The 18,750-nt window shown below is 46.6% G+C and carries 18 protein-coding genes and 1 pseudogene; 9 read left to right on the top strand and 10 right to left on the bottom strand.

From position 1 onward, the window contains the following. Positions 1-18: 18 nt before the first annotated feature. Positions 19-1,194, bottom strand: a complete 1,176-nt coding sequence (locus GC093_RS02255; protein WP_171650226.1) for a galactokinase — start codon at positions 1,192-1,194, stop codon at positions 19-21. Between the two features lie 205 nt (positions 1,195-1,399). On the opposite strand from GC093_RS02255, the gene GC093_RS02260 reads away from it, so the two are divergent. Further along, the gene (locus tag GC093_RS02260; RefSeq protein WP_171650227.1) at positions 1,400-2,272 is read left to right on the top strand and encodes an AraC family transcriptional regulator; all 873 of its coding nucleotides are present in this window, start codon (positions 1,400-1,402) and stop codon (positions 2,270-2,272) included. A gap of 18 nt (positions 2,273-2,290) precedes the next feature. On the opposite strand, the gene GC093_RS37035 is transcribed toward GC093_RS02260, so the two are convergent. Together GC093_RS37035 and GC093_RS37040 are read right to left on the bottom strand one after the other, a co-directional pair. Then, positions 2,291-2,776 carry a sensor histidine kinase gene (locus tag GC093_RS37035; protein ID WP_446686369.1) on the bottom strand — a complete coding sequence of 162 codons (486 nt, stop codon included), beginning with the start codon at positions 2,774-2,776 and terminating at the stop codon, positions 2,291-2,293. A gap of 30 nt (positions 2,777-2,806) precedes the next feature. Then, positions 2,807-4,084 (bottom strand): annotated as a pseudogene (locus tag GC093_RS37040) (7TM diverse intracellular signaling domain-containing protein); the annotation flags it as partial. A gap of 462 nt (positions 4,085-4,546) precedes the next feature. On the opposite strand from GC093_RS37040, the gene GC093_RS02270 reads away from it, so the two are divergent. Next, on the top strand, positions 4,547-5,245 hold the full coding sequence (locus GC093_RS02270) for a response regulator (RefSeq protein ID WP_171650228.1): 699 nt from the start codon (positions 4,547-4,549) through the stop codon (positions 5,243-5,245). Between the two features lie 95 nt (positions 5,246-5,340). On the opposite strand, the gene rluF is transcribed toward GC093_RS02270, so the two are convergent. Further along, positions 5,341-6,042, bottom strand: coding sequence for a 23S rRNA pseudouridine(2604) synthase RluF (gene rluF, locus GC093_RS02275; protein ID WP_171650229.1), 702 nt, complete (start codon positions 6,040-6,042; stop codon positions 5,341-5,343). 242 nt (positions 6,043-6,284) lie between these two features. Here rluF and GC093_RS02280 point away from each other — a divergent pair, with 242 nt between their 5' ends. Beyond that, positions 6,285-6,749, top strand: coding sequence for a hypothetical protein (locus GC093_RS02280; protein WP_171650230.1), 465 nt, complete (start codon positions 6,285-6,287; stop codon positions 6,747-6,749). A 120-nt stretch (positions 6,750-6,869) separates the two neighbouring features. On the opposite strand, the gene GC093_RS02285 is transcribed toward GC093_RS02280, so the two are convergent. Continuing rightward, complete coding sequence (locus GC093_RS02285; RefSeq protein WP_171650231.1) at positions 6,870-7,718, bottom strand: AraC family transcriptional regulator; 849 nt, start codon at positions 7,716-7,718, stop codon at positions 6,870-6,872. A 166-nt stretch (positions 7,719-7,884) separates the two neighbouring features. On the opposite strand from GC093_RS02285, the gene GC093_RS02290 reads away from it, so the two are divergent. Genes GC093_RS02290 through uxaC form a run of 3 tightly spaced genes read left to right on the top strand, consistent with a single transcriptional unit; the run spans position 7,885 to position 10,979 of the window. Then, positions 7,885-8,028: a hypothetical protein gene (locus GC093_RS02290; RefSeq protein WP_171650232.1), complete on the top strand. Its 144-nt coding sequence runs from the start codon at positions 7,885-7,887 to the stop codon at positions 8,026-8,028. Then, positions 8,025-9,521, top strand: a complete 1,497-nt coding sequence (locus GC093_RS02295; protein ID WP_171650233.1) for a tagaturonate epimerase family protein — start codon at positions 8,025-8,027, stop codon at positions 9,519-9,521. The genes GC093_RS02290 and GC093_RS02295 overlap by 4 nt, the downstream gene beginning before the upstream one ends. Positions 9,522-9,566: 45 nt before the next feature. Continuing rightward, the gene (gene uxaC / locus GC093_RS02300; protein ID WP_171650234.1) at positions 9,567-10,979 is read left to right on the top strand and encodes a glucuronate isomerase; all 1,413 of its coding nucleotides are present in this window, start codon (positions 9,567-9,569) and stop codon (positions 10,977-10,979) included. A 482-nt stretch (positions 10,980-11,461) separates the two neighbouring features. Here the strand turns inward: uxaC and GC093_RS02305 are convergent, their stop codons facing one another. Continuing rightward, complete coding sequence (locus GC093_RS02305; protein WP_171650235.1) at positions 11,462-11,962, bottom strand: DinB family protein; 501 nt, start codon at positions 11,960-11,962, stop codon at positions 11,462-11,464. A 67-nt stretch (positions 11,963-12,029) separates the two neighbouring features. Then, positions 12,030-12,977, bottom strand: a complete 948-nt coding sequence (locus GC093_RS02310; protein WP_246313294.1) for a helix-turn-helix transcriptional regulator — start codon at positions 12,975-12,977, stop codon at positions 12,030-12,032. Positions 12,978-13,171: 194 nt separating this feature from the next. Here GC093_RS02310 and GC093_RS02315 point away from each other — a divergent pair, with 194 nt between their 5' ends. Further along, complete coding sequence (locus tag GC093_RS02315; RefSeq protein ID WP_216624462.1) at positions 13,172-15,331, top strand: transglycosylase domain-containing protein; 2,160 nt, start codon at positions 13,172-13,174, stop codon at positions 15,329-15,331. A gap of 431 nt (positions 15,332-15,762) precedes the next feature. On the opposite strand, the gene GC093_RS35430 is transcribed toward GC093_RS02315, so the two are convergent. Continuing rightward, complete coding sequence (locus tag GC093_RS35430) at positions 15,763-16,836, bottom strand: hypothetical protein (protein WP_216624463.1); 1,074 nt, start codon at positions 16,834-16,836, stop codon at positions 15,763-15,765. Positions 16,837-16,903: 67 nt separating this feature from the next. Continuing rightward, complete coding sequence (locus GC093_RS02325) at positions 16,904-17,455, bottom strand: hypothetical protein (protein ID WP_171650236.1); 552 nt, start codon at positions 17,453-17,455, stop codon at positions 16,904-16,906. A 217-nt stretch (positions 17,456-17,672) separates the two neighbouring features. Here GC093_RS02325 and GC093_RS02330 point away from each other — a divergent pair, with 217 nt between their 5' ends. Then, positions 17,673-17,819 (top strand): hypothetical protein, encoded by a 147-nt coding sequence (locus tag GC093_RS02330; protein WP_171650237.1) that lies wholly within the window; start codon positions 17,673-17,675, stop codon positions 17,817-17,819. A gap of 42 nt (positions 17,820-17,861) precedes the next feature. Further along, entirely contained in the window at positions 17,862-17,999 is a 138-nt protein-coding gene (locus tag GC093_RS02335) for a hypothetical protein (RefSeq protein WP_171650238.1), read from the top strand. Positions 18,000-18,219: 220 nt separating this feature from the next. Here the strand turns inward: GC093_RS02335 and GC093_RS02340 are convergent, their stop codons facing one another. Beyond that, positions 18,220-18,741 (bottom strand): DNA-deoxyinosine glycosylase, encoded by a 522-nt coding sequence (locus GC093_RS02340; protein WP_171650239.1) that lies wholly within the window; start codon positions 18,739-18,741, stop codon positions 18,220-18,222. Positions 18,742-18,750 lie beyond the last annotated feature (9 nt).

Genomic DNA, 18,750 nt, shown 5'->3' on the forward strand with positions numbered 1-18,750 from the left:
AAAACCTCCCCAATTAATTCAAACTACAAGCTCCTTAACTCCATCGCCGATATCGCACACATAGAAGTCAGCGGTTAACCCAACCTTCTCGGTGTATGCAGCCCCTACCTGCTCTATAAAAGCAGCTACACTATCCTGATGCACTAACGATACCGTGCAGCCTCCAAAGCCTGCTCCCGTCATCCGAGAACCTAACACACCTGGCACCTTTAGAGCTTCCTCGACCATTACATCAAGCTCCAAACAAGTAACCTCATACAAATCGCGCAGGGAGTTATGAGAGTCAATCATTAATTGACCGAACATTTTCAAATCATTTTGCTCCAGGACCTTCATCGATTGCAACACACGGTCAATTTCCTCCACAACATGCTTGGCGCGCTTGCGCACAATTTCATCCGGAATCAAATGCTGTGCCTCGTTGAATTGCTCTAAGCTTAGCTGACCCAGCAGCGTCAATTGCGGGAATTGCGCTTGAAGATATTTCACCGCCTGCTCGCATTGTGATCTTCTTTCATTGTAAGCGGAGTCGACCAAGCCACGTTTCTTGTTCGTGTTGCCAATCACCAGCTTATAATCACCACTCTGGAACGGTACATGCTTGTACTCCAGCGTATCGCACATTAGCAGAATCGCATGATCCTGCTTACCCATAGCTACTGCGAACTGATCCATAATCCCGCAATTAACGCCCATAAATTCGTTCTCAGCCTTTTGAGACAACAAAGCGATCTGAACCTTGTCCACTTCATGCCCTTCCAGCGTCAGCAATGCAAAAGCGGTCACGACTTCAATCGAAGCTGAGGAGGACAATCCTGAGCCATTAGGAATTGCGCCGCTGTACAAAATATCGTAGCCACCTACGGATAAACCACGCTCTTGAATTTTAGCGATGATTCCCTTTGGGTAGTTAATCCAGTTGTCGGAAGAATCAAAAGCAATATTGTGAATGGAAATTTGTTTGTGTAAAGAAAAGTTGGTTGAGGCAAACCCAATCTGATCATCTCCGCGTTTGCGAATCAGCATCGTCGTGCCGAAGGTCAATGCAGCTGGGAATACATACCCACCGTTATAATCGGTATGCTCTCCGATCAAGTTAACCCTGCCTGGTGCATGAAACACATGAACTGGGCCTGCACCTTCACGTCCGTACCGTTCTTCAAAAGTTTGTTGCAATGCTTGCAAATCTGCCAAAAGTAACACCGCCTATTCGAATTGGTTTTTGCTGTTCAAGCTTTTGACTGTTACATCGTGCTTTCAGTATAATGCGAGGCTGTACATTTCGCTATGGAAGGATGTTATCACCACATGGAAAAATGTTAGTTTATCAAGGTAGTTGTATTGCCTTTTATGATATACTTTATCCTATTAGACTGCAAAATCGGAAGGAGAAATGGCTATGTCCGAAAGCCCTCATCGAAAAGACAGTTATTATGTCGTGTCAAACCCCCAGCCGATAGACGATGATTTCGTTGTGCTATTTACAGGCAGCAGCCAAACAAAGCCCGGGCATAAGCCCGGACCCAAGGTAGTCGATTATTATTTGCTCCACCATATTCTATCCGGGAAGGGCACTTATACATGCCAAGGCATTACGTACAACCTCGGCCCAGGCGATAGCTTTCTAATCGAGCCCAGCAAGCTGATCAGTTATGCAGCCGATGATGAAGAACCCTGGCATTACAGATGGATGGCTTTTGAAGGGAAGCGCGCTTCGCTGCTGCTGGGTCAGATCGGTCTTTCATCCCAGCAGCCGATTGTTCACACAGGACGCAGCCGCAGTCGCAGCATCAGCGTGATATACCATCAAGTCCAGGCAGCGTTTCAAACACGAATGCCGAACGCTAATCTCAAAGCAGTTGGCTACCTTCACCTGCTGCTGGCGGAATACTCGGACGCGCTGCAGCCGCAGCAGCAAAGCAATCCACAGCTGACTAGTGTCACTGAGCAAATTGTACAGCAAGCCATCCACTACTTATCCACACAGTATGCGGAGCCCATCACCATTGAGCTCATGGCTGAAGCGCTTGGTTACAACCGTGCTTACCTGTCAACCTTGTTCAAAAAGCGGACCGGCCTTACGCCAGTCTCCTTTCTGCTAAAGCTGCGTGTTGATAAAGCACGACTGCTGCTCAGGGAACGTCTCGAATTAACCATAGAGCAGATCGCTTCGTCTGTCGGATTTCAAGACCCGCTTTATTTTTCTAAACAATTTAAGCGACTTTACGGTATCTCACCAACTGACTATCGAACTGCAATGAAACATTTGTGAACCTGTCGCAAATCTTCTTTACATCGGAGGGCGCAGCGGTAGCATGAAGCTTATGCAAGCTCCTTGTCCAACCTGGCTCTCCGCCCAAATATTGCCGCCGTGATAATCAACGATTTCCTTAGCGATAGAGAGTCCTAAGCCGCTGCCTCCTTCAGAGGTGTTACGAGATTTACTTTTTTTATAAAAACGGTCAAATATGAACGGAACATCATGTCCTTCAATCCCGCTTCCGTTATCTCTAACCCTCACCACAAGCGTTGGTCCGTCTACTAAAAACTGCAGGTTTATCGAACCTCCTTTTGGAGTATGCTTGATGGCATTATAAATAATATTCGTCAACACTTGATCAATCCTGTCAATATCAATCAATACCACGCTAATGTTTCGCTCTAAGGGCATGGGTATATAAGCATTGTGATTGAACCGAATCCCAGCATTCTTCACCTCTAGCTCATATCTATCGCCAAAATAAACCACAAATTCTTCGATTGACATCTCCTGCATGCTAAAATCAAGCTGCCGCGCTTCAAGCTTGGAAAGCTGAAACAAATCCGCAATCAACCTGTTCAGCCCATTAATACGGTTCAGGATAAGACGCAAATACTTATGCTGCTGCTCCGGCTCAGTAACTACTCGATCAATGAGCGCTTCGACATAACCCTGAATCAACGTCATCGGCGTTCTCAAGTCATGTGAGATGTTGCTCAGCAGGTGGCGCCGAGATGTTTCAAGTCGCCCGAGGTCAGCGTTCATTTTTTCCAGAGTACTATTAGAACTCTCCAGCTCGGAAGTTCGCTCCTTGATCCTCTGCTCCAGACCCATATTCAACTCCTGAAGCTGAATCGACAACGACTCTACAGCAGCAAACGCTTTAAACGATTTCATGCTGATAATAAAAGAAGTCATGAGAATTAAAAACAACAGCCCAAAGGTCGAGACATCACCTTTATCAATCCATTGATTGTAATAGGCTATATCCACAAATATGGTGCATATATAAACAAATAGACCGATTACTGCGAAGCTGACTCCATCTCGCTTATTCATACATGCCCTAACAAGACAGACCATGATATAAATGCATATCGATACCGTGATTAGATGATAAGTCTGCAGCGTCCATGTAAAGATTCGAGTAGGAAGTACAACTACCCCAAGCCCAAATATACTCCCTAACCACCCAGTAATGAATAGGACTCGCTTTCCCATTTCATCCGGGTACAAAGAATGAAAGAAACGGACACCAACCGGAATAGCCAAATAATAGCACAAGTACATGATGCGTATTCCTATCTCCCATTGAAAATGCGGAAATAATTGATAGATGGCGCCCTCCCCAACAAACAAAGCGCGCACTCCAAGCAGCATGCACAATAAACCAAAATAAAGCGACATTCGTTCCTTGAAACGGATCAGAAATAATCCCAGTTGATAAAAGCTCATAACGAACAAGCCGCCCACAAGCAACAGCTCGAACCCCATATCATTATTGTGATGGGTGGATAACTTCTTCGCCTCCCCCAGCTTCAGATCGCTCCATACCCCTCCTAACCGATGGTCAAAATTCGAAACCTGCAGCACAAGGTTAAGTTCAGCATTCCCAGCCTGAGGAAAATAAACTAATTGAGGTAAATTCCCTGGCCTGGAAGTTTCTGAATTCACCCCAACCGTTCCAGCTTCGCCTAACAGCTCTCCGTTTACCCAAACTTTATAAGCTGTTAGAATCATGGGCAGCTCCAACGCAAGCACGCGATAGGATGGATCGACTAATACCCTCAACTCGAAGGTAGCGTATCCACTGCCCGGAAGCATATGATCACCCAGCCGGTAAGCATTCCAGTAGCTAGGTATCCGCAACCATTGCCGTTCTTCTCCTCCAATGGGTTCAGTAAAAAGCGGTTGTTCCGGTGGGAGTAGTTGAGACCAATAGAACCCCCACCTTCCACCCAATACTGCATTCCCATCTATATTAAAATCCCATCCGCGAAGATCGAGCTCGCCTTGAACTGCCTCTTTACCCGCAATAGGTTGTCTTTCTACAAAACCGGACAGATCATTGCAACCGGTTAATAAAAGAATAGCAAAAATAGCAGTAATCCATATATAATGAGTGTATAATCTGGAAATGGATACCACTTTCTTTCTTCATAATATTACTTATATTATTACATAAGCTCTTAGTATTATTCTTTCATAAATCGTAGCAAGCACGCTGTTATGAAAGGAGAGCTCAGTAAAACATCTGAGATTAGGGTAAAGGAGGATCATATCTAAGTGCCACGAGAAAAAATTCTTATTGTCGATGATGAACCGGAAATTGTAGAATTGATCCGGTTGTATTTAACTAAAGAAGGCTATGAAGTGCTGAGCACGGACAATGGTCCCAGCGCTTTTGAATATATGGAACAATTTGCTCCGGATCTTGTAATTCTCGATATTCTACTTCCTGGAATGGACGGTATTGAAATTTGCCGCCAGTTGCGTGAAAACTACAGCATCCCTATCCTGTTCATTAGCTGTAAAAGCGAGGATACCGACATCATTCTCGGTCTAAGTATAGGCGGCGATGATTATGTAACCAAGCCCTTCAGCCCGAGCCAGCTTGTTGCAAGGGTTAAAGCCCACCTGCGCCGCAAGCACCAGCTGGATCAGCAGAAGGAAGAATTAGGGCAATTGACCTTTCCAGGTCTCGAAATTGATTTATTAACGCGAAATGTTTGGGTAAAGGGATCACTAATTCCCCTCTCCTCCAAGGAATTCGATCTGCTTGCGTTGCTTGCCAAAAAACCGAGCCGCGTAGTGCCGATTCAGCATCTCTATAAGGAAGCGTGGGGTGTAGACAGCAATGGCGATACCCGTACGCTGCTTGTTCATATTAGCAATCTTCGCAAAAAAATCGAGAAGGACCCCGCAGACCCTCTCTATATCCAGACGGTGCGCGGAGTAGGCTATAAGTTCAACAGCAGCCTTTGATACAATAAAGCTGCCTAAAGCTTAGGCTCCTTCATTTCAAAAGCTGTGCCTTCTTAATTAAATACTGGGGTGACTGAGGCTGCAAAAGCAGCCCCTCATCTCCGGTTGTGTTGGATTCGTTGCGATAATTCATCCATCTCCTGCTTCGTTAGATCACGCCATTTGCCAGTCGCAAGCCCTCCAAGTCGTATGTTCATAATACGCACCCGCTTCAACTGCCGTACCTCATAGCCAAATGCAGCACACATCCTGCGAATTTGGCGATTCAATCCCTGCGTGAGAATAATTCGAAACACCCTATCCCCCTGCTGAACAATTTGGCAAGGGTTCGTCATTGTCCCCAATATACGAACCCCTCCTGCCATTCCCTGAAGAAACATAGGAGTAATCGGCCGATCCACCATGACTACATATTCCTTCTCGTGATCATTCTCAGCCCTTAATATTTTATTAACGATATCTCCGTCATTAGTCAATAAAATAAGCCCCTCGGAGTCTTTATCCAAACGGCCAATTGGAAAAATCCGTTCCGAATGTCCCACAAAATCAACGATATTCCCTTTCACATGACTCTCCGTCGTACTCGTGATTCCTACAGGTTTATTTAAGACAATATACACAGAAGGTTTCTTCGCGCTAACCGGGCGCCCGTCTACAAGTACTTTATCCCCTTCTTCCACTTGACTCCCTAACTCCGCTAGCCGACCATTGATAGTTACACGACCCGCTTCTACTAACTTGTCCACCTCACGGCGGGAACAAAAACCCGTTTCACTTATATATTTATTGATTCTCATAGTTTCGTCACTCCAGTTATCCATATACTGCCTCTAGTATAACACGGCACCTGATTCCAACAAAAACTGTCTAAATTAATCGCAGACCAACAGATCAAAAATTGAGGTAAAGCAGTATCAAACTCTCGGCACGTCCACGTTAATAGTTTCAAGCCAATCCCTTCAGGGTAATATTACATACCAGAATCATAGGACTATGCCTCTGGCATGCACACACAACAATTATAAGGAGTGTGAAGGCAATGACACGCAAGAAGCAGCAATCCCAAACAATAACTCGCCCCTTTTCTCATGTTCATACTACATTGACAGCTTTAGGATTTACTCAGACCACCATTAAGAACGGCTCCAATTACGAGCTAACCTTTCGCGATCCTATGACCACTGGGCAATACACCTACAGTATTCCTACCCTGACAGCTGACAACGGCATGACTGCCGTACATCTGCACGAGGCATCGTTTAAAGATAAAGGGGATATCCCCTCCACCGCAACGGATATTGCTTCGAAGATAGTAACTGAAATCGGGCAGTATTTATCCAGTCATGAACCTAAACAGGTCAGTATCCCGATTGAGGTCGCTCAAAATGGCCGAATGGCATCCAACAATACAGCGGAGCTGAAACGTCTGGGCAAAGAGATGTCCAGCATGCCCACCAATTCGCAAGTTATGGAAAACGGGATGGTACCCGACCCGATTCAATAGATCGACAGACTACAACTAATAACCCCGATGTAAGCAATAAAGCTTACTGCCCGGGGTTTCTTTATGTGGATAGGACGATACTTGAAAATAGTGTTTTGCATTCCTTCGTGCTGCCATCCACTATCGCTGCTGCTTTCTATATTCATGCGGGGTCTGCTTGCTGAGTTTTTTGAACATGCGACCAAAATGAGCTATATTTTCAAATCCTACGGAATCGGCAATATCGATAATTTTGCGTTCTGTCTCCCGCAGAAGCTTCTGAGCCTCTCGAATCCGCGTCATATTAACATATTCGATAAACGTAAAGCCTGTAATTTCCTTGAAGGTGCGGCTCATATAATAAGGGCTCATAAAGAACCTCTCGGACATACCTGAAAGCGTCATAGGTTGATGGTATTCACTGTTGATATACTGAACGATCTCAGATATTTTTTTATGCAAAGGGCTCGCATGCTCGAAAGGAACAGCATCATGTCGTTCAGCGTAGCGGCTCGAGAACAGCAGCAGCTCTACTAATAGAAGCTTGATATAGGTTTCAAATCCGGTTGCTTCATCCTTCAGTTCCTTGTTCAGCTTACCGATAATGGTTTGGACGAAAATCTGGTCCTGAAGCTTTAGGCTGAGTACATGCGCCGGCTGCTGGAAAACGCTGAACAATGAGTTATGGTATAACGGATGGTCCTTACTAATAAAAGTATCGCTAAAATTAATAACAACCCGCTCATGACCCGGCTGTCCTACATCTGAGGTTTTGTGCACATCATGACGGTTTATAAACACAAGATCGCCCGGAGATATTAAGTAAGATCGATCTTTAATAAAATACGCCCTCTGCCCGGACAACAAATAATAGATTTCGTAGGTACCGTGAAAATGATTCGTCCTCTCGAACGGCTCCGTCCGTTTAATGTGCTGCATATAAAAGTCGCCTTCTTCCGACCCATAGGTTAAAGAGACTGTTTCGCTCATGATGATCCACCAGCTTTCCTTCCTGATTGGCTTCAAAACTCAATTGCACACGTGAACACTCCATGCTATGATGGTGCTACAAGCACTCTCAATATACAATTGAATACTCATTCTTTCTTATTATGTATTGTAGCAGAGAAGGAGGCGATTTCATAGCAAGATATGCATGTACATGTGCAAAATGGACAAAATAAGCGAAGAAACTAATATGATTTTGCGTTATGATTTAAGTATTCAAATTGTAGTTGACAATGGGCATAACTTCGATAGTATGACTGTTGCAACGTTGAGGGAGGCTTTTATTCAATGAGTAAATTTCAAGCTATTGCCGAGGCCATGCAGAAGGGCGATGTATCCGGCATTGCAGTAGACAATGTAAAAGTGTATCCGCATTCATTCGAGCAGTCTGGCAATGTTAAACTTCTAATGGTTAAAAGCGACAACACCAAATATATTCTCGCTACTGGCGAAGGCTCTTTGTTTGATGAACTTCAAGGTGAAAACAACAGCGGTGTTAAAGTATGTCCGCTTGTTACTGCTAACCGTTTAGTATTGAACAAATATTTCGATTACACAGTACCTCGCGCATTCGGTACGCAAGTAGCAACTATCGGTCTTGGTGACCGTCTAGGCATCGCTTCTTCAGGACACATCAAAACCGTAGCGGGGAAAAATATCCACCCGATATTGGCGCAGCAAAGTATCCGTGAAATTACACTAACCAAACGCGATTACAACGATGTTCTAAACGGTGCGGTCTTTGCCGTGTTCCAAGAAGGCTACAAAGACGGCTTTGGCGCCGATGGCGACCATTTGAAGGTTGAAGCTGATATCAAAATGTCACTTGACCTGGGCTTCACTATGATCACATTGGACTGCTCCGAGAATATCGATAACAGCGTAGAAAACATCACAGCAGCTGAGCGTGAAGCTAAGTACAACCAGCTTCCTGAAGCAACCCGCAACCACTACGAGTCCCGTTATTTGAACCAAACGTTCGAGGTTGCTGGAAACTCTATTACTTTCAACAAAGAGAACTTGATCGAAATCGTACTGGTCTATGGCGCAGCTGTCGACTTTATGGAGCACATCTTTGTTACTTATATCAAAAACCTGGGCCGCGACGTGGACTTCGAAATATCGATCGACGAAACTCCATCACCAACTGCTCCTGAAGCTCATTTCTTGATTGCTAAAGAATTGTACAGCCGTGGAGTAACGGTATACAGCATGGCACCAAGATTTATCGGCGAATTCCAAAAAGGAATCGACTATATCGGCGACATCGCGCAGTTCGAGAAAGAAATGGTTATTCATGCCGGTCTTGCCGACGACTTCGGATACAAGCTCAGCATCCACTCCGGTAGCGACAAGTTCAGCGTATTCCCTATCATTGGTAAATACACTAAAGGCCGTTTCCACGTTAAAACTGCTGGAACCAACTGGCTGGAAGCTGTAAGAACCGTTGCTAAAGTGAAGCCTGACCTTTACCGTAGAATGCACCAATACGCTTTGGAGCATTTTAATGAAGCAGCCGCTTACTACCACGTTACGACTGACTTGAGCAAAATCGCTCTGTTGGATCAAGTGAAGGATGCTGACCTGTCGAGCGCTTTTATGGATGAAGATAACGCTCGTCAATTGATTCATATTACTTACGGTATTTTGCTGCAAGCTAAGGATGCACAAGGCAACTCGTTGTTTGCAGATGAATTCTTCCGCACTTTAAGTGAAGAAGAGGAAGCTTATGAGCAATCATTAATTTCCCATATCGGCAAACACATCCAATTGCTGGGCAAATAATACCAACTACGGAACAACAATTCTAATGGGTGGTGTACACATATAATGAAAAAGTTTTTGGATGAAAACTTCCTGCTATCTAATGAAACGGCTATCCGTTTATATCATGATTTTGCTAAACAAATGCCGATTATCGATTACCATTGTCATTTAAGCCCGCAAGAAATTTATGAGAATAAAACCTTCAAAAATATTACCGAAGCTTGGCTGTACGGCGACCATTACAAATGGAGAGCTATGCGCGCTAACGGTGCGGAAGAAAAGTACGTTACTGGCGGAGACGGCGCAAGCGACTATGATCGTTTCTTGGAATGGTCAAGAACTGTTCCGGAAACAATCGGTAACGCGCTATATCACTGGTCACACCTTGAGCTTCAACGGTTTTTCAACGTATACGATATCATTAATGAGAAAAACGCTCCTGCAATCTGGGAAAAAGTTAATGCACAATTGAGCGGCGAAGGCTTTGGCGCAAGAGACCTGATCAAAAAATCCGACGTACGCGTTATCTGCACTACCGATGATCCTACGGATTCGTTGGAATACCACATCAAAATCAAAGAATTGCCTGATTTCGATGTTGCTGTGTTGCCATCCTTCCGTCCTGACAAAGGGCTTGAAATCAATCGCGCTACTTACCTGCCGTGGATTGAAAAGCTGGGCGAAGTATACGGATCGGCTATCAGCGATTACGATAAGCTTCTAGCGGCTCTTGAATCCCGTATCCGTTTCTTCCACTCCGTTGGCGGTAAAGTTTCTGACCACGCTTTGGACTATGTAGCTTATGCGGATACAACTAAGGAAGAAGCTGCGGCAATTTTCGCCAAAGCACTTCAAGGCAGTGGAGTAAGCCTCGAAGAAGAAATGAAATACAAAACCTACACATTGGTATTCATGGGCAAGCTGTATGCTGAGCTTGGATGGGGTATGCAGTTCCATATCAACGCTCACCGGAATAACAATACTCGTATGTTTAACCTAATCGGCCCTGATACCGGATTTGATTCCATCAATGATAATTCAGTAGCTTATCCGATTGTTAAATTGTTGGATGCATTGGATTCAGAAGATAAGCTTCCAAAAACGATCCTGTACTCCTTGAATCCAAAGGATCACTATGTACTAGGTTCCATCATCGGCAGCTTCCAAGGCGGCGGTATTCCTGGAAAAATCCAATTAGGCGCAGCTTGGTGGTTCTTGGATACCATCGATGGTATGCTTGAGCAAATGAAGGCACTTGCTAACCTTGGCTTATTGAGCCGGTTTGTAGGCATGCTGACAGACTCCAGAAGCTTTCTGTCTTACACAAGACATGAATACTTCAGAAGATTGTTGTGCGATATGATTGGACAATGGGTTGAAAATGGCGAAGCTCCAGACGACATGGAGACGCTTGGCCGCATGATCCAGAACATCTCGTTTAACAATGCGAACCAATACTTCAATTTCAATAAATAATTAGATTCTTTATAAAAAATTAGGGCTCAGAACCGAAATCAGCGCTTGCCGAAATCATACGATTTCGGCTTCTTGCCTAGCTCAGTGCTTGATAAGACCTTACGAACGGCAATAACAGCGTACAAGACATTATTCGAAGCTATTGCCTACCCTCAAAATCCTGCCGATAATACAGCCTTTTGGCGGTATTATCGGCAGTCTTGGTGAATTCATGCAAATGTGCAGCTCTTTTTTCATTCTTAGCTGAAACCGGACCTCTTTGGATTAAATTGCTGTACTTTTGCAGTCTTTCCTCTCACAAACAGTTTTCGGTAGATAATAACTGCATGTTTGCAGGATTGTGCAGGCTGATGATCGGAGGAGGGTCAAGCACTGATTTTGAGGTTGAACCAGAAATAGAACAGATTAAGTCCCACTATGGGTGCTTGATCTGTTCTATTTCTTTATGCATATTGCCCCTCAGGCAGTAAGGTTCCCGCTTATTACACCAAAGGCTGCATACCGCGCTCGATCCAATCCTCACGGGTTGGTCCATAGATATCAGGCACACGTAAGCCTGCTTGACGCAGTAGTACCGTCATCTGTCCGCGGTGGTGGATTTCATGCTGGATTAAAATCCGCAGGCTTAAACCGTTTGGCCATGCCTCACCGTATAAATTGTTCATCTTGCTTAAGTCCTCATCGGTCCATTGCGATTGGATAGCGTCAAGCATTGCCTGACCAACACGACGGTAAGCCTCCGCAATAGCAGCCGCCGAAGCCGGGGCAAGCTCACCTTCAGCTATGGGATCGAAGGTAAGCCCGGTGCGTGACAGCATTTCGTGAACTGTTGTCACCAGATGCCACGCTAGTTGGCCTAAGCTTCGGTGGTTCGGCGCAATTTCTTGACCTAAAGCTGCATCGGTCAGAGCATCCATAACACGTTGTGTAGCTGCGGACTCGTTGGACCAGCTTGCCACAAAGGATTGTACAGTTGTAAACATGAATAGCCTCCTCAATAATTCTGGATCACTTACATATTTACATCATAAACTAGTAACCCTGACAGCATTATGTCAAGGTTAGCTCGTACATCTGTACAATTTTTTGGGCCTCTACCAGAACAGCCTGCCTTACCGAATCGGGCTCCAATATTCTCAGATCAGCCCCATAACTGAGCAGCATGCCGTACAGCCAGGGCTCCTCCGGCTGAACGCTAGTAACCCGCAGCATTCCATCCGGTTGCGTAACGATCTGTTCAGGATTGAAATAATCTTGAACCCGCGCTTTCATCCTCGGTTGGATTAACAGTACTAACCGGACATTAGCCCGATCCCCCTTTCGGTTCCAGCGGTAATCCAATTGCTCCAGCGTTTGCGGCTTCCTCTGAAAAACATCCGGAGTAACCGTTAACTGCTCAATCCGCGACAACCGGAAGATCCGGTAATCCTCCCTTAGCTTACAAAAACCATATAAATACCAGACGTAGCCTTTCAGCACGACGCCCATCGGTTCACAAAACCTTTCCGAAGGATCACCCTGTGAGCTCGTATATGAGAATCGGATGATTCGCGTCTGACCTATTGCACTTCGTAGTACTGCCAGCTTCTCCTTATCGGCTTCCCCCCCTTGCCAAGGGTTCAGGTCGATTAGCAGCTGTTGGCTCATATCATTCATCGCACTATGTTCAGAACGGGCTACCAGTGTTCCTACCTTATCCATCAGGCTTCCTATATCCTGCTCCTCTAATGTAGAGCGAACGCCTCTCAGCGCTACAATAATCGACTGCAGCTCCTCCATCGACAGGAATTGCCGTTCGAGCCGGTATTGATTCATAATCTCATAGCCTCCGGAAGCTCCAGCAAAGGAGACGATCGGAATGCCTGCTTGATTCAAACTCTCCAAGTCGCGGTAAACCGTTCGCAGAGAGATCTCAAACCGTTCTGCGAGTTCTCCCGCACTGACTCTTTTGCGATTGAGCAGCAGCATAGTAATAGCCAACAATCGATCCAGCTTCAACGGCTTCACCTCCTCCGTTTCCTTTTTTCCGTTACGGTATTATTCGTTTTGGGTTCAATGATTTCCTTGTTCTAGACTGGAAAGATTTATTTTTTCTGAGATGTGCAGCTTGAAAAACGCTCTGGCCTACGAATAAATTAGAATACCCGAAATTTAAGTTAGAGAAAAAGGGGATCGTGCAGGGGGTGCCACAGATGCGCAATAGAGATACCATAAATAGAGAAGGTCAGAATAAAGATGACAAAGAACAGATGAACAATATAACGAAAAACATAGCTGGCAATAGCGGGAGCACGCCTTCCAAACGGCCCAGTTGGTTCAGGAGAATAAATCGCAAGCGAACATGGCTATGGCTTGGTGGTACGCTGGTCCTTGCCAGCGCGATTTTAGCTGGAGGAGGCGCAATTTGGGTACGCGGGCTGGATATTAGCAAGCTCGAGCATCCATTACCTGAACCGACGCTTATCATGGACCGCAGCGGTAAGCCGGCTTCGCAATTGTCCTCATCGCGAATTATTCCCGTGCCACTCGAGCAAATTCCGCTTGAGCTGCGCAATGCCATAATCGCTGTGGAGGATCAACGCTTTTATGAGCATGCAGGAATTGACCTTTGGTCAATAGGTCGGGCGCTAATACGAGATCTGCGATCAGGATCACTGCAGCAAGGCGGCAGTACACTGACCCAGCAGCTGGCCAAAAATATGTTTCTGCAGTCAGACAAAACGCTCAGCCGTAAGCTGAAGGAAGCAGGCTATGCTCTCAAAATCAATCTGACGTACAGTAAGGATGAAATTCTGGAGCTGTACTTAAACAGCATTTATTTCGGTGAGGGCAGATGGGGCGTAGAGGGCGCCGCTCAGGAATATTTCGCTAAGCCAGTGCAGCAGCTGAAGCTTGAAGAGTCGGCACTGCTTGCAGCGCTGCCCAAAGCGCCTACAGCCTATTCGCCGGCAAAAAACAAGGAGAAAGCTTTGGAGAGGCGCAATTTGGTGCTATCGCTAATGAAGGACCAGCAGTTCATCAGCGATTCCGCTTATAAACAGGCTTCTTCTATGCCAATCACACTTAAACAGAACAATCAAGAATCGCTCAAGGGCAAATATCCTTCCTACGTGGATTACGTTATCGAAGAGGCAGCGGCCCTGTACGGTTTTACTGAAGAACAAGTACTCACCTCGGGCTTGCGCATCTACACGGACTTGGACCCAACGGTACAGCAAACCATGCAGGAGGTGTACGGGAACGACAGTCTGTTCCCGGAGAGCAAGCCCGACCAGCTGATGCAGAGCGGTGCGGTGATAATGGACCACCGTACCGGGGGCATCCGCGCTATGGTCGGCACGCGCGGACCGCAGGTATACCGCGGCTTCAACCATGCGACTCAGCTGCGACGCCAGCCTGGGTCCTCATTCAAGCCGCTCGCGGTGTATGGCCCCGCGCTCGAGCGCGGCTATACCTCAAGCTCCCCGCTGTATGACGGGGAGCTTAATATCGCGGGCTACCAGCCCAGAGACTGGGATGGTAGGACCCGCGGAGAGGTTACGCTGCAGGAGGCCATCCTCCGCTCGTGGAACATCCCCGCCGTCTGGCTGCTTAACGAAATCGGCCTCGATACAGGCCTCGATTTCGTGCGCAGAGCGGGGATTCCGCTCACGCCGGCCGACCGCAGCTTGAGCATCGCCCTCGGCGGCTTGTCCGAGGGCGTGTCGCCCCTGCAGATGGCGCAAGCCTATGGCGCCATCGCCAACCTTGGCGTGATGCAGCAGGCACACGCCATCGTCAAGGTCACGACCAAGGACGGGCTTCCCTTGGTCGAGGCCCAGGCGAAGCCGGCGGCCGTGACGCGGCCGGCCGTCGCCTACGACCTGACTTTACTGCTGCAGGAGGCAGTAAAGTCAGGTACGGGTCAGGCCGCCTCGCTGGGGCGGCCCGCGGCAGGCAAGACGGGCACGACGCAGCTGCCCGTCACGAAGGAATTCGCCGACATTGGCGGCAACGGCTCCAAGGACGCCTGGTTCGTCGGCTTCACACCGGAGCTGACCGCTGCCATCTGGCTCGGCTATGACCAGACCGACCGTAATCACTACCTTACCACCTCCGGTGGGGCGGTTCCGGCATCGCTCTTCCGGGAGATTATGAGCCGGGCTCTTCGCGATACGCCCGCTGTTCCATTCCCTATTCCGCCTGATTATCAGCCGAAGCTGCAATTGCCTCCTCCTGAATCACAACAACAGCAGGGCAAAGGCCGCGGCAATTCGGAATCATCTCAGATCAAGAAAGATGATCCTAAATTCAATCAGGACTCTGATCAAAGATCCCCGAAAGGAAAAAACAAAAAAAAGAACGATGACTAACACAAACAACCCGTTGAGGAGCCAGCTCTTGCCTACTCCTCAACGGGTTGTTCTTTCATTCTTCCACACCACGGCCATTAATGCTTATCGTACCCTTTATTTAATCAAGTACCCATCCCGACTCTGTTACTAACCTTTTTCTATTAAATCCTCCATCTAACGGGAAAACCTCTAGCAAATTTCTCCCTCTCACGGTATTTCCCCAATCAATGACTACATTTGAAGGAGCATTTCCAGTTAATCTCCTTACTGTTGAGGTGCGGGACGAATTAGCTCCAGAAATTCCAGTAAACCATTCGCTACCGTTCTCCCTGACAAAAGCTAGTTTGGGTTGTGCACCGTTTTATCTCGGTTCTTTTCCTCTGTTATTTATCTCTGTTATCTCTGTTATTTATCTCTGTTACCTCTGTTCTTTACCTTTGTTCTTTACCTCAGTCCTTATCCTTGTCCTTATCTTTATCTTTACCCTTATCTTTTTCTTTGTGCTTATCTTTATCTACAGCTTTGTTCTTTTCTTTATCCGTATCTTTCCCCTTATCCTTATCCTTACTGCTGCCCTCATACTCGTCTTTCTCATACCCATTCTCTTTGTCTGAGGAAGAAGTAACATTACCGGCTCGTCGCCACTCTACAACATCCAGCTTCCATTCCGGCTTCGCTTCCTTCACATGGAATTCACTCGAAATCCTTTGTTTCAAAGCTTGCTCGAATGCTTGCCGCTCCATGGGGAGTCCCTTTAACAGCATTTGAAGAAACGCATCTGCGGAAGCACCCGTCAAGTGGATAACTGCGTTCTCCTTTGTTTGCACATACAGCTCCGTGCTTTTCCCTGGTGTGGACGAGTCCAGCTTTATGCGCAGCATAAGATCCTTGCTTTTCCATTCCATCGAGAGTTTCTCGATAAGCCCTGCTCCAAGCTGGGTTGGGGGTGTTTGTTTGGATTGGGCCGCTGCACCCTCCTGTCCTTTAGGCTGCGTTAATCCTGTAACAGCCGTCCCATTTGCTCCGGACTCAATAGATGGAGTTGGCAGCTGCGGACCTGCAATTTTCCCATCGACTCCTTCTCCAGCCTGGTTGACTGAAGCTGAATCTCCGCCCACTCCTGTCGCTGCAGCGGTTGGCAGTGCTGACGCTACGGCTTGGGAATTTGGCGGCACCGAGCCTTCCGACTGAGCTGCTGCAGTCTGCGGACTTGAGGCTTTTATATACGCCGCTTGCTCCTTACTGTTAAGAATAAGGTCCACCGTATCCCCCGCCTGCAGCTCAGATAGTGTTGATTTATGCATATTTCGGTATACCCATGCGGTTGCCGATAGTGTATACACAGTTTCTTTTCCATCAGCTGTTATGACAAGCTTCTTTGCTCCATCCTCTATCCGAACAAAGTTGCCCTTGGTTTCCTTCGATATTTCGGCCGAAGCCGAGCTGTCACTAAAGCCCATGACACCATACGCAACCAATCCTACACATAGGCAGCTAATTATAATCCATGTGGTTTTTTTCATATAGTCCCTCCTCTAAATCTTGCCGGGTCCTATATAATTCGCAGCTGTCAATTAGTTTGTGGGCGCATTACTCAACGGCATCCCATCTGTGGGCATATGCCTCCAGTTTAGGATGTAATACCGCGGATGGAGACAACCTCATGTCTATGAATAGCCGAAGCTTTTTGATCCACTCTTCAAAAGAATCAAAAGCTGCCATCGTATTGGCCATTTCCAAAGTCACGTAAACAAAATATGGCCCTTTATCTTTCTCCGATAAGAAACGGAATGCCGTATCCATGGGTGTATATTTTTTGCGCCGTCCTTCCCAGCGGTCAATATGCGTTTCTATTAAAGGCTCCGCCTGCTCCAACATCTCATCCAGCAGCTCCTCCAGCTTGTCTGCTCTCCGGTAATAGGGTTCAGCGCCCTTCTCCCCCATTCGTCTCAATGTCTCCTCGTGCAAAGGGTAAAACACCACCTTCACCAACGACTTTTGCTCCGCCAATCCTACAACCCGCAGCAACTGCTGCATATTATAAGCTTGAAAGCTATCGTACACCCACAGAGTGCCGCGCGGGCCCTCTCGTTCATCGTCTGGCACATACCCAAAAGGTACGCTGATAACTTGTCTCGCCATGTCTTTACATCTCCCTGCTTCAGGCTTTTGCCCGACATTTTTCAATTAGTATACCATCCCGTCTCCCAATAATTCCAAAATAAAGGAATATTTCCGCTTCCGTTTGGCAAGCTTAATCAAAGGATCCATGCTGCTGTTTTATACAAAGCAAGCATTTCCAATCACACATTCACCATTTAAAAAATAATCCCCCATGGGAACAAAGGAGCTGGAACGTATGTCCGAGAACAAAAAACACCAAGGCAATTATGAAGGAACTGCATCCATGGAAGCCGAAAATCAGGATATGGAGTTCGTCAACGATACCGTAGAAGGCACAAAAAACACTAAAAACTTGAACGGTGCCATTACCAAAGAAGAATAGCTACAGGTAAATAAAATATCCACAAGCGGTCTGGCCTAGATAGTGCCGGGCCTTTTTTTATTTGCAGAGCATTTTGCCCTTGATTTCAATGCAGAAATGATAGCCGCAACTGCTAAAAAAACCAGAAATATCGTAAACGGTTATGGCTACGGCTATCGTTTTGCAGGTGGTGTTGAATAAATAAGCGATTGTATACACGCCTTGCCATAATTATCATAGCTACAGCTGCCTGTATCTTACTGATTTCAACAATAAAGTCCTTAAGGGACTTTTGAGAAGGCTTCTTTTTTGGCATATTTGAAGCTTCCTTTACTGCATGAAAACAACCAAATGAACAACCCCTTCCTACTCCTGATCAAGTAGTTCGGGATGGTTCACATAGTGATTGTTCAAATCAATTCTAATTATCGTCAAGCTCACGCCAAAAAGCCAGCTTGGCATCCAACGTCATCGTTCTCGCTGGACTCGAAGAGGGAAATGTACGATAGCTCAGTTCCTTACCCAGTCCTTTTTCCTGAAGACGGAGTAAAACACGCTTGCGATACAGCTGTTCTGCTGCCTGACCGTTGAAAAACACCCTCTCCACGGCCGGATAAGCGTGAAAAAATGCAGCAAAATCATTTTCCTCAGGATCGCGAATGTCTGCATCCAGACTGCCTTCCCTCAAGCATGTCCCCAACACATCCCACAGTGCGATCTTGTGCTTCAATACAAATGCTAATCGATCCCCATAATCCTCGCTTGGCGAGGCTCCGTCTCCATAAAGCTTGTATAGCAGCGGCCAGAAATGATTACGCGGATGCCCATAGTATTCCTGCTTGCTCAAAGATAATGCCCCCGGCATTGATCCTAGCACAAGTGTTGTACAAGCTTTGTTCACAACAGGAGGCAGTCCCTGCAAACGAACTTCTTGGTCAGCCATCACAATCTC

It is taken from the genome of Paenibacillus foliorum (assembly GCF_013141765.1).
GTDB classification, from domain to species: Bacteria; Bacillota; Bacilli; order Paenibacillales; family NBRC-103111; genus Paenibacillus_S; species Paenibacillus_S foliorum.

Coding starts and splice junctions, on each gene's coding strand:
- uxaC (WP_171650234.1), top strand. CDS start 9,567: ATGAAAAAGTTTTTGGATGAAAACTTCCTGCTATCTAATGAAACGGCT.
- GC093_RS02325 (WP_171650236.1), bottom strand. CDS start 17,455: ATGGCGAGACAAGTTATCAGCGTACCTTTTGGGTATGTGCCAGACGAT.
- GC093_RS02315 (WP_216624462.1), top strand. CDS start 13,172: ATGCGCAATAGAGATACCATAAATAGAGAAGGTCAGAATAAAGATGAC.
- GC093_RS02340 (WP_171650239.1), bottom strand. CDS start 18,741: ATGGCTGACCAAGAAGTTCGTTTGCAGGGACTGCCTCCTGTTGTGAAC.
- GC093_RS02305 (WP_171650235.1), bottom strand. CDS start 11,962: ATGTTTACAACTGTACAATCCTTTGTGGCAAGCTGGTCCAACGAGTCC.
- GC093_RS37035 (WP_446686369.1), bottom strand. CDS start 2,776: ATGCAGGAGATGTCAATCGAAGAATTTGTGGTTTATTTTGGCGATAGA.
- GC093_RS02260 (WP_171650227.1), top strand. CDS start 1,400: ATGTCCGAAAGCCCTCATCGAAAAGACAGTTATTATGTCGTGTCAAAC.
- rluF (WP_171650229.1), bottom strand. CDS start 6,042: ATGAGAATCAATAAATATATAAGTGAAACGGGTTTTTGTTCCCGCCGT.
- GC093_RS35430 (WP_216624463.1), bottom strand. CDS start 16,836: ATGAAAAAAACCACATGGATTATAATTAGCTGCCTATGTGTAGGATTG.
- GC093_RS02285 (WP_171650231.1), bottom strand. CDS start 7,718: ATGAGCGAAACAGTCTCTTTAACCTATGGGTCGGAAGAAGGCGACTTT.
- GC093_RS02330 (WP_171650237.1), top strand. CDS start 17,673: ATGTCCGAGAACAAAAAACACCAAGGCAATTATGAAGGAACTGCATCC.
- GC093_RS02290 (WP_171650232.1), top strand. CDS start 7,885: ATGTACATGTGCAAAATGGACAAAATAAGCGAAGAAACTAATATGATT.
- GC093_RS02280 (WP_171650230.1), top strand. CDS start 6,285: ATGACACGCAAGAAGCAGCAATCCCAAACAATAACTCGCCCCTTTTCT.
- GC093_RS02295 (WP_171650233.1), top strand. CDS start 8,025: ATGAGTAAATTTCAAGCTATTGCCGAGGCCATGCAGAAGGGCGATGTA.